The following is a 14,251-nucleotide window of genomic DNA, read 5'->3' on the forward strand; positions in this document are numbered from 1 at the left end:
ATGTTAGACAAATTTTTAAAATATGTTAAATATGATACTCAAAGTGATGACAAAAACGAATCATGTCCATCATCACCAGGACAAATGAAACTTGCAAAAGTTATCGTTGAGGATTTAAAAGAAATAGGAATTGAAAATGCTCACGTAGATGAAAATGGATATGTTTATGCATCAATTGAAGGAACAGTAAAAAATGTTCCTACAATTGGTTTCATTTCTCACATGGATACAGCTTTGGAATTAACAGGCAAGAATGTTAATCCTCAAATTATTGATTCATACAAAGGTGGAGATATAATTCTAAATGAAAAATATAAATTAAGCGAAGAAGAATATCCATTTTTAAAAGAATTAGTAGGACATAAATTAGTTACAACCGATGGAACAACCTTGCTTGGAGCAGATGACAAGGCTGGTATCGCTATAATTATGGAAATAGCAAAATATTTCATGGAAAATAGAGATTTAAAATTCGGGGATATAAAAATAGGATTTACACCTGATGAAGAAATTGGTAGGGGAGCAGATCTATTTGATGTAGAAAAATTTGGAGCTGATTTTGCCTATACAATTGATGGGGGACCTGTTGCAGAATTAGAATATGAAAATTTCAATGCAGCAACAGCAAAAATTCATATAGAAGGAAAATCAGTTCACCCAGGAGCTGCAAAAAATGTTTTGATAAATGCTCTTCTAGTAGGCCAAGAATTAAATTCAATGCTTCCAGTAAATGAAAGACCAGAATATTCAGAAGGATATGAAGGATTTTTTATGCTAGATGAAATTTATGGAACATCTGCTGAAGTTGATATTGTTTATATAATAAGGGATTTTTTCACAGACTCATTTAATGAAAAGAAAAAATTATTAGAAGAAATAGTAAATTTCCTAAATAAAAAATATGATGATATAATAGATTTAAAAATAGAAGATTCTTATTACAATATGAAAGAAAAAATCGAGCCATGTATAGAAATAGTTGAGCTTGCCAAAGAATCAATCAAAAAAGCAGGCATGGATCCAATTGTAAAACCTGTAAGAGGTGGAACAGATGGAGCAAGTCTTTCATACAAAGGACTCCCAACACCTAATCTTTTTACAGGAGGATACAATTTCCACGGTAGATATGAAATTTTATCAGTAGATATAATGGAAAAATCACTCGAAGTTCTAAAAAATATTGTAGAGTTAAATGCTAAGGAGAGTAAATAATGGAAAAATTACAACCAGAAAGAGTTTTTTATTATTTTTCAAAATTAATGGAAATTCCAAGACCAAGCTTTCACGAAAAAAAAGTTTCTGATTTTTTAGTAAAAACAGGAAAAGAATTAAATCTTGAAACATATCAAGATGAAAGTTTAAATGTAATTTTGAAAAGAAAAGCATCTAAAGGATATGAAAATGCACCAAAAGTAATCTTGCAAGGTCACATGGATATGGTTGCATCAAAAACAGAAGATTCAAACCATGATTTCCTAAAAGATTCAATAATTCCAGTAATTGATGGAAAATATTTAACTGCAAAAGATACAACTTTAGGAGCAGATAATGGAATTGCTGTTGCTATGGGATTAGCTTTGCTTGAAGATGAAAATTATGTTGGACCACAAATTGAATTATTAGTTACTACAGAAGAAGAAACTTCAATGGCAGGAGCTTTGAACTTGGCAAGAGATGTACTTGAAGGAGAATATTTAATAAATATAGACTCAGAAGAAGAAGGAGTTTTAACAGTTGGTTCTGCTGGAGGAATTACAATTTTTGTAGAAGAAAAAATTGGACAAGAAGAACAAAAAGATGGTTATGAAATAAAAGTTTCAGGCTTACTAGGTGGACATTCGGGAATGGATATAAATGATAATAGAGGAAATGCTCTAAAAGTATTTGCATCCATTTTAGATAATTTAAATTCAGATATAACAATAGGAGAATTTACAAGTGGAAGTCTTGATAATATAATTCCATCATCAGGAAGCGTGAAAGTTTATGGAGTAAAATTAGAAGAATTAGAAGAAGCTAAGAAAAATACTCTAGATAAATTTAAAGATGTAAAAGGCAAATTAAAAATAGAAATTAATGAAGCAAGCGGAAAAAGTTACTCAAAAGAATTATCAGAAAAAATAATAAAAATGATAGCAAATGTAGCTTGTGGAACAAATACTATGATGAAAGATGGAGAAACAGTAGAATCCTCAGATAATTTAGCCCTAATAAAAGAAGAAGACGGATTTATTAAAAGTGAAATTTCTTTAAGATCTTCAGATAATGATGCACTAGAAGAATTATCCAAAAAAATCAGGACAGTTATAGAAGATTTAGGAATTAATTATAGAATTGATTCAATATATCCAGGCTGGGAATACAAAGAAGATTCAAAACTTAGACCACTAGCTCAAAAAGTATATAAAGAATTTGAAGGAAAAGAATTTGATACGATAGTAATACACGCTGGACTAGAATGCGGAGCATTTTATGAAAAATATCCAAATCTAGATATAATTTCAATAGGACCAAACATAACAGGAGCTCACTCTCCAGAAGAAAAAGTTGAAATAGAATCAGTACAAAGAGTGTATGCATATTTAAAAGAATTACTAAAAGAAATCAAATAAGCTAGTAAAAAATAATTTTAAAAGATGATGTTTGAAATAGATAAAACTATTTTACACATCATCTTTTTTATTATCTCTTAGAAAACAAAGATTATTATATAATATATATTTACAAATAATAGAATAATGCTATAATAAAATCAAGAGGTGATAATATGGCACAAATAAATTTAAGAGTAGATGATGAAGTAAAAAAACAAGCAGAATTAGTATGCAATGATATAGGAATTTCTTTATCAAGTGCTATAAATATTTATTTGAAAAAATTAGGCAGAGAATACAGAATCCCTTTTGATGTTTCAGTAGATCCATTTTATAGTAAAAAAAATATTGAATATCTTGAAGAAAAATTTAGCGAGTATAAAAAAGGAAATATGAAACTTATTGAAAATGAGATAATTGAAGATGAGAATTAGAAGTTTGAAATGGGATTTTGACGCATGGAATGATTATCTATATTGGCAAAAAGCAGATAAAAATAACTTTAAAAGAATTAATCAACTAATCAAAGATATAAAAAGAAATCCATTTGAGGGAATAGGAAAACCAGAACCCTTAAAAGAAAATTTAAAAGGGTTATGGAGTAGGAGAATAGATAAAGAGCATAGACTTGTATATTTTATAGATGATGATAGCCTTGTAATTTTACAATGTAAGGGTCATTATAAATAATTTTAATTATCGTGAGTATTAAAATTTTACTCACGATTTTTTTATTTTGATAATGATAATTTAGGAAAGTAGAAATGGTAATTTGATAATTTATAAAATCTAATATAAATTAGCATAAAAATTATATCAAATATTAGATGGTAATATAAAAATATTCAAGTGTTATAATAGTAAAATAGAGGCTTTTACTGGCCCTCCACAAATGCGGAAGGTAGAAAAGCCTCTATTGTTAATATACTGCAACAATATGTTAAATAAAATTAAGAGATAAAGAATTGTTATAATTGTAAAAAATTTTTGATTTTCTCTATTGGTTTGTTATTACAAAAAGCTTTGAAAAATCAAGGCTTATAATATGTATGGTGGAGATGACGGGATTTGAACCCGTGTCCGCACAAGTCTTAATAAAAGCATCTACAAGTTTAGTAAGTATTTAATTTTCATCTAGCACTTATCTACTTACAAATAACTTACTAGACTAGCTTCATAGATACTAAATATACTCAAAGCTTTGTATATTAGTTGCCACATAAAATTATGAAACAAATAAAAACTACTGTGGCTTAATTTTTATTTGCTGCTTGCCTAAATTAGGCAGCTAATGCGAATTGTCTTTCGCTATTATTGTTTGCATTTATATTTAATTTTCAATTTTACGAATTGATAAACGACTTGCAACTTAAATCTTAACAAGCACGTCGAAACCAAAACATCCCCATTTAATCAATATAAATATTATACTAAAATTTATTTTTATGTCAAAATCTTAATTTTTTATAAAATTATTTATAGTAAATTAAATTATTATTTTTTGGGTATTATTATATTAAGTCATTCAGATTTTTTTAATCATGAAGTAATAGGAGGATTTATGAGAAATAATAATAAAATTGCAGCTATGCTTCTTGCTGGTGGTCAAGGATCTAGATTAAAGGCTCTTACTAAAGAAATGGCAAAACCTGTAGTTCCTTTTGGTGGAAAATATAAAATTATAGATTTTGCTTTGTCAAATGCAACTAATTCAGAAATTAGAGATATTGGTGTTTTAACTCAATATAAACCTCAATTATTAAATAAGCACTTGGGTATTGGTGCTGCATGGGATTATGATAGAAATTTTGGTGGTTTAAGAATTTTAACTCCTTACTACACAGAAGAAGGTGGAAGATGGTTTGAAGGTACTGCTGGAGCAATTTTTGTAAATATTAATTATCTTGATAGTATTGACCCAGAATATGTTTTGATTTTATCTGGAGATCATATTTACAAAATGGATTATACAAAACTTCTTTCTGAACATATGCAAAAAGGTGCTGATGCGACTATTGCAGTTATGGAAGTTGATTGGGATGAGGCATCTAGATTTGGTATTATGAATACTGATGATGAGGGAAGAATTGTAGAATTTGAAGAAAAACCTGAAAATCCTAAATCAAATCTTGCCTCAATGGGAATTTATATTTTTAATTGGAAAGTTTTAAGACAGGCTTTGATTGAAGATCATAATAATTCTGAATCTACAAATGATTTTGGTCATGATATTATTCCTTACTTATTAGATAATAATAGAGATTTATTTGTTTATAAATTTGATGGATATTGGAAGGATGTAGGAACTGTAAAATCTTATTGGCAAGCTAATCTTGATTTAATTGATCCTGAAAATCCTCTAAATATTCAAGATGATTCTTGGAAAATATATACAACTGCATTAAATTTGCCTCCTCATAGAGTTGGTAAAAATGGTGTATTAAATGATGCGCTAATAAATGAAGGATGTATTATAGATGGAGAGGTTAATAATTCTGTATTGTTTTCAAATGTAAAAATTGAAAAAAATGCTTGTGTAAATAATTGTGTAATATTATCAGGGGTTACTATAAAAGAAGGTGTAAAAGTATATAATTCTGTAATTACTGAAAATATGGAAATCAGTGAAAATATTGGAGATAAAAATTCTACATCAGTTTATCTTGTAAGTGAAGATGGGATAGAGGAGGAATAAGATGCAAAATATACTTGCTTTAATTTATAGTTCAGAATTTGATGAAAAAAATTATGATACACTTTGTAAATATAGACCTGATTATATGCTACCTTTTGGTTGTAGGTATAGGGTTATAGATTTTACTTTATCTAATATAACAAATCACAATATATCAAGTGTTATTTTATATGGTGGAGAACCTCTAAGATCAACTCTTGATCATGTAGGAGATGGAAGAAATTGGGAATTAAATAGAAGAAGCGGTGGTTTGATGATTAATCCGCCAGTATATTTAAGGTCAAGACTTGCTAATGAAATAGAAACCTACTACAACACGATGAAACATTTTATGAGAAATAAACGTGAGTATGTTTATATTACAAATCCAATGTATATTTCTAAGGTAAATATTTCAGATGCTTATGAAAAAATGCAAGATGAAAATTTGGATGCTTTAATTTTTACTCAAAAAAAGAATGATGAGTATGGATATTATTTGAATAGAAGAATTATTAATACTGACGAAAATGAAAATCCAGTTAGTGTTGGAATTAATCTTGGACTTGAAGAAGAAATAAATTTATTTACAGGTTCAATATTGATTAAAAAAGATATTTTTATGGATCTTCTTAGATATTCAATTGAAAAAAATAATGCTACAAATGTACTTGATGCTTTATTCAAATATCCAAAGAAAAAATCAATCGGTCTTTATAAATCAAAAGAAAGTTTGAGCGTTATTATGGATACTTTGACATACTTTGAAGCTAGTTTTAATTTGTTAGATAGGGACTTTTTTGATGAAATTTTCTATGAACAAGGAATGGTTTATACAAAAAGCAAAGACGAGCCTTCAACTGAATATTTAAAAGGTTCTAAAGTAAGAAATTCTTTGGTAGCAAATGGAGCTATAATTGAAGGAGAAATTGAAAATTCTATTATTTTTAGAGGAGTTACAGTTAAAAAAGGTGCAGTGATCAAAAATTCAATTATTTTCCAAAATTCTGAGATAGGCGAAGGTGCAATTTTAAATCACGTAATAACTGATAAAGACACAAAAGTTTTTGAAGATGTTAAATTATTTGGAAACAGAACCCATCCTTACTTAACAGATAAGGGAGAACACATTAACTAAGGGGTGTAAGATGAAAGTATTATTTTTAACAAGTGAAGCTGATCCTTTTATAAAAACAGGAGGTCTTGCAGATGTAGCAGGTTCTTTGCCAAAAGAACTTGCAAAAAAAGGTATCGATATAAGAGTTGTTATGCCTTTGTATTCAAGTATTGATGATATTTATAGAAAAAAGATGAAAAAAATAAAAGATTTTTATGTAGATCTTGATTGGAAACATCAATACGCTGGAATTTTTAGCCTAAAATGGGAAGGTGTTACATTTTATTTTATAGATAATCTTGAATATTTTGACAGACCAAACGCATACGGCTATGACGATGATGCTGAAAGATTTATATTTTTCTCAAAAGCTGCTACCTTATTAGGAAAAGAAATTGATTTTAAACCAGATATAATTCATGCTAATGATTGGCACACAGCTTTGGTAAATATTTATGTGAATGATTTTAGAAAAGGCGATCACTATTTTGATGATATAAGAACTTTATTTACTATTCATAATTTAAAATATCAAGGAGTTTTTGACTCAGGATATTTAACTTTAACAGGTCTTGATGGTTATTATTTCAATGAACATGATTTAAAATATTTTGATGCCATTAATTTTATGAAAGGCGGAATTGTTCATTCAACAGCTTTTAATACTGTAAGTGAAAATTATGCCCAAGAAATCAAATATCCATTTTATGGGGAAGGTCTTGATGGAATAATTAGAGAATATCAAAATAAACTTTCAGGAATTGTAAATGGAATAGATTATGATTTGTGGAATCCAAAAACCGATAAAAATATTTTCAAAAATTATGATGTAAAATCTTTGGAAAATAAAATAGAAAATAAGATGAAATTACAAGAAGAATATGGACTTCCAGTTAATAAAGATGTGCCAATGATAGCAATTTGTTCAAGGCTTACATCAATGAAAGGATTTGATCTTGTAAGATATATATTGGATGAATTATTACAAGAAGATATTCAATTGGTTGTACTGGGTACAGGAGATTATACTTACGAAGAAATGTTTAAGTATTTTGAGTGGAAATATCCTGACAAGGTTGCTGCAAGAATTTATTATGATGGAAAAGAAAGTCATAAATTATATGCAGCTAGCGATTTATATATGATGCCATCAATATCAGAGCCTTGTGGAATTAGCCAATTAATCGCTATGAGATATGGGTCTTTACCAATTGTGAGAGAAGCTGGTGGTTTAAAAGATACAGTAAAACCTTACAATAAGTATACTGGAGAAGGAAGTGGATTCTCATTTGAAAATATAAATGCTCACGAATTACTTTTTGCAAGCAAAAATGCAATTGATTTATACAAAAATAATAGAGAGGCTTTTGATAAACTTGTAGTTAATGCAATGAAAGAGAAAAATGATTGGGAAGAATCTTCTAAAAAATATATAAAATTATACGAAGATATTAAGGCTTAGAATGGAAAAAAATAATAATAATTTTATCTTAAAAAGAATACAAAATTTTTTGTATTCTTTTTATGCTAAAGAGACAGATGATGCGAGATTAAGTGAAATTTATGATGGGCTTGTAAAAGCTTTGATGCAAGATATAGGAAAAAATTGGACAAAGTCAAAAAAATATTTTAAAAATAAAGAAGTTTACCTATTATCATTTGAATATAATCCAGGAAAATTTATTGAAAGCGCTATTGAATCCTTAGACTATACTGATGAAGTTAATAAGTGTCTGGATAGTTTAAATATTTCTATGGAAGATTTAGTTAATTATGAAAAAGAAGCAAGTCTTGGAAATAGCGATATAGGTATTGGCTCTTGGTATTTGATGAAAGAATTAAGTAAAAATAAAATAAAATCAATGGCCTATGATTTAAGATATGAAAGCGGAGGGATGAAACAGGAAATAAGAGAAGGTAAGCAATTTGTAAATCCTAACGAGTGGTTATATAGGGGAAATAAATGGGAACATAAAAAAGATTTCTCTTATATTTTAAATATTCAAGATAAAGAAGTCAAATCTGTTGCTTATGATATGCCAATTTTTAATAATGAAAATAATTTTGTTAATAGTCTAAGATTATGGAAATCTGAATCTATAAATAAAATAGATTACTTAAATTTAAAAAGTGGAGATTTAAAAAGTGCTTACGACGATTATATAAATAACAATTCTCTTACTCAATTTTTGTACCTAGACAATTCGACCTATGAAGGAAAAATTTTTAGGCTAAAACAAGAATATTTTTATTGTGTATCTTCTATTCAAGATATTTTTAGGAGATATTTTAAAAGGAATTTTGAAATAAAAAATATTAAAAATAAGGTCAAAATTGTCCTTGCAGACATACATCCTTCCTTGGCAATAGTAGAATTTATTAGAAGTTTGCACCAAGGTTATAATTTAGAAATTGGAGAATGTGTAGATATTTCTAGAAAAGTTTTCGATCATATTGGATTTTTGGTTACTCCAGATTCTAGGGAGAGCTATGATATTTCAATGATAAAATCAATTGATGAATCTTTTTTTGATATAGTTATAAAATTAAATGACTATGCAAAAATAAATTTCAACTTACCAATAATTGAAAATAACCAATTGCAATATGATAGGTTAAATTATTTTTTTGCTGAAAAATATTTTTATTTGTCTAAAACAATTGTTGAAAACTATAAGAATAAGTCAGATAATTTTTCACATTTAAATTTTGGGATTGATAGGTATTTGTACGCAAAGTCAAACAATAAAAATTTAAAAAAGTTGCTTGAAAATTATGATATTAATATTAGCGATGAAAATAGCCTAGAAAAATTGGAAAAATTAAAAAATAATTTGGATTTTTATGATGAAGTTGAAGATGTTAAATACAAAAATAAACTTCAATTAATTGATTATTTTAAAATAAATGAAACTGAGCCTATAAATCCATATTCTATATTTGATATGCAACTTACTATGTTTCATGAGGCAAAAAGACAACTTCTTAGTGCAATATGTATAGCAAGTATGTATTATAAGTTGAAAGATAATTCAAATATTTTAATTCCACCAACAACTTATATATTTTCTGGAAAAGCCAGTGATGGATATTTTATGGCAAAAGAGATAATAAAATTTATTTTGGCATTAAAATATATGTTGGATAAGGACAAGCTAATCAAAGAAAAATTAAAAATAATTTTTATTGAAGATTTAAATGTTGAAAAACTTAGAAAGATTTATCCTGCTTGTGATATTTACAGCAATTTAACTCTTCCTTTATACGATAATCAAAGTTTTCACATGCTAAATGCTATTTTTAATTTTTCAAATGTTATTTCAACAAAGGGTGGAATACTTACAAATATTCAAAAAGAAAATAAAATTTATACTTTTGCAGATGACTACAAAAAAATTGAAAAAATTAAAGATGAAAATTCATATAATGCTCGCGAATTCTATTATAAAAATGATATAATCAAAACAACGATTGATAACTTAATCAATGAAGATTATAGTGATTTGCCTTATAATTTTAAAAATATATATGATTATTTAATTTCATATAATGATTCATTTTTTATTTTTAAAGATCATAAACAACTATTGGACAAAAGACTTGAAATGGGCATGGATTACCTAGATAAGAAAAAATGGATAGATAATGAAATTGATAATATTTTGTGGGCGAATGAATTTAATCTTGATAAAAATTTTGAAAAATTGAAATAGGAAATATGACATATAATTACGAAGAAATTAAGGATATAAAATTAGGAGCAATATATACAAAAAAATATACAGAATTTAGAGTTTTTGCTCCAAATAGAAAAAAAATAGATTTATTAATAACAGATGATTATAGAAAAATAAGAAAAGAAAAATTTTCTATGGTCAAAACAAAATTTGATGTATTTTATTGTAAAATTGATAAAGATTTGGATGGATTTTTTTATTCATATTTGGTTGAAGATAAATATGAAGTAACAGATCCTTACTCAAAGGCGTCATCTATCAATAGCCTAATGTCAGCTGTTGTTGATTTTGAAAAGACAAATCCAAAAAACTTTAAAAAATTTGCTCCAAAAATTTGCGAAAATAAGGCAATAATTTATGAATTAAATGTAAAAGATTATACTGCAAATAAAAATTCAAATGTAAAATACAGAGGAAAATTTCTTGGTCTTTGTGAAAAAAATACAAAATTTAAAGGCCATACAACAGGATTAAGCCATTTAAAAGAAATGAATGTTACTCACATTCAACTTCTACCAGTTTATGATTTTATTTCTACTTTCGAAGAAAATGAGAAATTTTTTGATGATGATAATTATAATTGGGGCTATGATCCAGAATTGTATTTTAATGTTGAAGGTTCTTATTCTACAAATCCATACAAAATAAAAAGAAGAATCTATGAATTTAAAGAAATGGTAAATAAAATTCATGAAAATGGAATGAATGTTGTAATGGATGTTGTATATAATCATACATTTAAAACCATAGATTCAAATTTGGAAATTTTAGCACCCAATTATTATCATAGAAAAAATCAAGACGGAAATTTTTCTAATGGTTCGGGAGTTGGAAATGAGCTTGCAAGTGAAAAAGCTTTTGTGAGAAAATTAATTATTGATTCCTTGAAACATTGGGTAAGTGAATATGATATTGATGGATTTAGATTTGATTTGATGGCTTTGATTGATATTGATACAATAAAAATCGCAATTAAAGAATTAAAAAAAATAAAACCCTACATAATTATTTATGGAGAGCCTTGGATGGGAGGAGAATCAGTTTTACCTCTTGAAAAACAAATTCTTGTAGGAAGTCAAAAATCCAATGGCTTTGCAGTTTTTAATGATAGATTTAGAAATGCAATTAGGGGAGATAATGATGGATATTCAAAAGGATTTATCCAAGGAAATTTTACATTAAAAAATGAAATTGAAATAGGAATTAGCGGAAGTATTAATTTTGATGAAAAAAGAATCGGATTTGCAGATGATGCAAGCGAAGTTATAAATTATTTTGCATGTCATGATAATCTCATTTATTACGATAAGTTAAAAATTTCTTTAACAAATCATGAAAATATTGATTTTATATCAAGACTTGGATTTGCGATTTTGTTTTTATCATTTGGCAAGCCATTTATATATGAAGGAACTGAATTTAATAATTCAAAATCAAATAACAGCAATTCATATAATTCGAGCCTTGATATAAATGGAATAAATTGGCAAGATAAAATTGATAATTTGGAAACTTTTACTTATGTAAAAGAGCTTATTGAATTGAGAAAAAAATTAGAAGTTTTTGACTTATATAAAAGTGAAGATATAAAAAAAGTTTTAACTTTTGTTGATGGACTAGAAGATTTCTTGGTTGCTTATAAAATAAATTTTAAAAATAAAAAAATTTATTTAGTATTTAATGCCCTAAAAAATGATTATGAACTTGATGATAAAACAAAAAATAAAATATTTAATGAGGAAATAGAACTTGTTAAAATATTTGATAAAAAGGGTAAAATTAATAAAAGATTAAATGTTTCTGATATAAAAAAAATCAGTAAATATTCTGTAAACGTATATGTAGGAGGAGAAGATTATGGATTATAAAAAAGTTTATGAATCTTGGTTAAATAATGAATTTTTTGACCAAGACACAAAAGATGAATTAAAAAATATTGAAAATGATGAGAATGAAATTGAAGATAGATTTTATCAAGAATTGGCATTTGGGACAGCAGGACTAAGAGGGAAATTAGGTGCTGGAACAAATAGAATGAACCAATATACAGTTGCCAAAGCAAGCCAAGCCTTTGCCGATACAATATCAGATATGGGCGAAGACGCAAAAAAAAGAGGAGTTACAATTTGTTATGACGTTAGACACAAATCTGATGAATTTTCAAAAATAACAGCTGAAGTTTTTGCTGCAAACGGAATTAAAGTAAATATTTTCAAAGAAATTCAACCAACACCAGTTTGTTCATACGCTATAAGAAAATTAAAATCTATAGCTGGAGTAATGGTGACAGCAAGCCACAACCCAAGAGAATATAATGGATACAAGGCTTATGGTTCGGATGGAAGTCAAATTCTTGAAGATATTGCAGTACAAATTCAAAATTATATGAAAGAATATGATGATTATTCAAAAATAAAAAGAATTGATTTTGATAAAGCGATGGATGAAGGATTAATTTCATGGATTGATGATTCATTAATAGAAGATTATGTAAAAGAAGTTTTGGCTTGTACAATTAACGATGACGTAGACAAGAAAGTAAAAATTGTTTACACTCCATTAAATGGTTGTGGAAATAAATTGGTAAGAAGAATACTTAATGAAAGAGGATTTGAAAATATTTATATAGTAAAAGAACAAGAAAATCCAGATCCTGATTTTACAACAGTAGGTTATCCAAATCCAGAAGATCCAAAAGCATTTAAATTATCAGAAAAATTAGGAGAAGAAAAAGAAGCAGATTTGTTGCTTGCAACAGATCCAGACTCAGATAGATGTGCAGTTGAAGTTAAAGATGAAAAAGGAAACTATCAATTTTTAACAGGAAATCAAATTGGATCATTGCTTACAAATTATATTTTGACAGCCCTAGATGAAAATAATGAATTGCCAGAAGACGGAGCAGTTGTAAAAACTATTGTATCTACAGATTTAATTAAACCAATTGCAAAAAGCTATGGGGTTGAAGTCTTTGAAGTTTTGACAGGATTTAAAAATATTTATGAAGTAGCAAATGAATTCGAAAGAAAAGGCAAAGGCGAATTTATTTTTGGATTTGAAGAAAGTATAGGATATAATTACAAAACATTTGTCAGAGATAAGGATGCAGTAAATTCTGCTATGCTTATTAGCGAAATGACAGCTTATTATAAAGATAAAGGTAAAACTTTGTTAGATGTATTGGATGATATATATGATAAATTTGGATATTATTCAAACGAAGTTCAATCAATAGTTCTTGAAGGACTTGATGGAGCAAATAAAATTAAAAGAATAATGGAGACAATAAGAAACAATCCAATTGAAGAAGTAATAGGACTTAAAGTTAAAAACATTGTTGATTACTTAAATGATGATACAGGATTGTCAAAATCAAATGTATTAAAATATTATCTAGAAGATGACTCATGGTTTGTATTAAGACCATCAGGAACAGAGCCAAAAATTAAATTATACCTAAATGTAATAGAAAAAAGTAAAAAAGAGTCAGAAATTAAAAAAGATAAATTGAAAGATGAAGTAAATAAAATAATTGATAAAATTGATTAGAAATTAAGTGCCAAGAAAAACCACTTGGCACTTAATTTTTTATTTAAATTAATTGCATATATATATAAATATTAATATTGAAACAGATTTTATTTATTAATATATCTGCCTATATTAGTATCATCAACTCTTTTGTCTAACATATAATCAATAGAATCATAAATTTCATGACATATATCTTCTTCCCATGTATAAAAATTTATTACAAAATAACTACCATTCTCCATTTCTAATTTTATAAAATACTTTTTAAATAAAATAAGTCTACAAAGAAAATATACGGATATAAAAAATAATATAGCATTATTGAGCTTGATAAAAGCAAAAAAGAATAGAAGTAATAATAATATATGACGTTTATTACTTTTATAATGCATAATATAGGCATCGTATATTCTATCAACTCTGATTTTTCCATAGGAATTATTATTTCCAAATAATTTAGTATCATTATAATATATTACATCTTCATATACTTGAATATGTCTTTGTGCAGAAAATGGTAATGGTAAACTTTCAAAATTAAATTCTCTTATGATATTATTATGCTCAGAACTCATTATTTTATCTCCTTATATAA

Annotated in this window: 11 protein-coding genes and 1 other RNA gene; 10 read left to right on the forward strand and 2 right to left on the reverse strand. The window is 26.7% G+C overall.

Features of this window, described 5'->3' with window-relative positions; translation table 11 throughout:
- From pepT to HMPREF3045_RS00345, 4 genes are all read left to right on the forward strand, one after another.
- Positions 1 to 1,212 carry a peptidase T gene (gene pepT, locus HMPREF3045_RS00330; protein WP_070736689.1) on the forward strand — a complete coding sequence of 404 codons (1,212 nt, stop codon included), beginning with the start codon at positions 1 to 3 and terminating at the stop codon, positions 1,210 to 1,212.
- Complete coding sequence (pepD, locus tag HMPREF3045_RS00335) at positions 1,212 to 2,612, forward strand: beta-Ala-His dipeptidase (protein ID WP_070736690.1); 1,401 nt, start codon at positions 1,212 to 1,214, stop codon at positions 2,610 to 2,612. The genes pepT and pepD overlap by 1 nt, the downstream gene beginning before the upstream one ends.
- 155 nt (positions 2,613 to 2,767) lie before the next feature.
- On the forward strand, positions 2,768 to 3,028 hold the full coding sequence (locus HMPREF3045_RS00340) for a type II toxin-antitoxin system RelB/DinJ family antitoxin (RefSeq protein ID WP_070736691.1): 261 nt from the start codon (positions 2,768 to 2,770) through the stop codon (positions 3,026 to 3,028).
- Positions 3,018 to 3,284, forward strand: coding sequence for a Txe/YoeB family addiction module toxin (locus HMPREF3045_RS00345; protein WP_070736692.1), 267 nt, complete (start codon positions 3,018 to 3,020; stop codon positions 3,282 to 3,284). The genes HMPREF3045_RS00340 and HMPREF3045_RS00345 overlap by 11 nt, the downstream gene beginning before the upstream one ends.
- A 360-nt stretch (positions 3,285 to 3,644) precedes the next feature.
- Here HMPREF3045_RS00345 and ssrA read toward each other — a convergent pair.
- Positions 3,645 to 4,001: a transfer-messenger RNA gene (gene ssrA, locus HMPREF3045_RS00350) on the reverse strand.
- 154 nt (positions 4,002 to 4,155) lie between these two features.
- Here ssrA and HMPREF3045_RS00355 point away from each other — a divergent pair.
- The 6 genes from HMPREF3045_RS00355 to HMPREF3045_RS00380 are packed head-to-tail and all read left to right on the forward strand — an operon-like array spanning position 4,156 to position 13,671.
- Positions 4,156 to 5,289: a glucose-1-phosphate adenylyltransferase gene (locus HMPREF3045_RS00355; protein ID WP_070736693.1), complete on the forward strand. Its 1,134-nt coding sequence runs from the start codon at positions 4,156 to 4,158 to the stop codon at positions 5,287 to 5,289.
- Position 5,290: 1 nt separating this feature from the next.
- Complete coding sequence (gene glgD / locus HMPREF3045_RS00360; RefSeq protein ID WP_004838726.1) at positions 5,291 to 6,406, forward strand: glucose-1-phosphate adenylyltransferase subunit GlgD; 1,116 nt, start codon at positions 5,291 to 5,293, stop codon at positions 6,404 to 6,406.
- A gap of 10 nt (positions 6,407 to 6,416) precedes the next feature.
- Positions 6,417 to 7,847, forward strand: coding sequence for a glycogen synthase GlgA (gene glgA / locus HMPREF3045_RS00365; protein WP_070736694.1), 1,431 nt, complete (start codon positions 6,417 to 6,419; stop codon positions 7,845 to 7,847).
- 1 nt (position 7,848) lies between these two features.
- Positions 7,849 to 10,098 (forward strand): glycogen/starch/alpha-glucan phosphorylase, encoded by a 2,250-nt coding sequence (locus tag HMPREF3045_RS00370; RefSeq protein ID WP_070736695.1) that lies wholly within the window; start codon positions 7,849 to 7,851, stop codon positions 10,096 to 10,098.
- 5 nt (positions 10,099 to 10,103) lie between these two features.
- The gene (gene pulA / locus HMPREF3045_RS00375; protein ID WP_070736696.1) at positions 10,104 to 11,990 is read left to right on the forward strand and encodes a type I pullulanase; all 1,887 of its coding nucleotides are present in this window, start codon (positions 10,104 to 10,106) and stop codon (positions 11,988 to 11,990) included.
- Entirely contained in the window at positions 11,980 to 13,671 is a 1,692-nt protein-coding gene (locus HMPREF3045_RS00380; protein ID WP_070736697.1) for a phospho-sugar mutase, read from the forward strand. Before pulA ends, HMPREF3045_RS00380 begins: the two co-directional genes overlap by 11 nt.
- A gap of 89 nt (positions 13,672 to 13,760) precedes the next feature.
- On the opposite strand, the gene HMPREF3045_RS00385 is transcribed toward HMPREF3045_RS00380, so the two are convergent.
- Positions 13,761 to 14,231 carry a hypothetical protein gene (locus HMPREF3045_RS00385; RefSeq protein WP_004838731.1) on the reverse strand — a complete coding sequence of 157 codons (471 nt, stop codon included), beginning with the start codon at positions 14,229 to 14,231 and terminating at the stop codon, positions 13,761 to 13,763.
- Between the last annotated feature and the right edge of the window lie 20 nt (positions 14,232 to 14,251).

This window comes from Anaerococcus sp. HMSC075B03 (genome assembly GCF_001815585.1).
Classification (GTDB): Bacteria; Bacillota; Clostridia; order Tissierellales; family Peptoniphilaceae; genus Anaerococcus; species Anaerococcus vaginalis.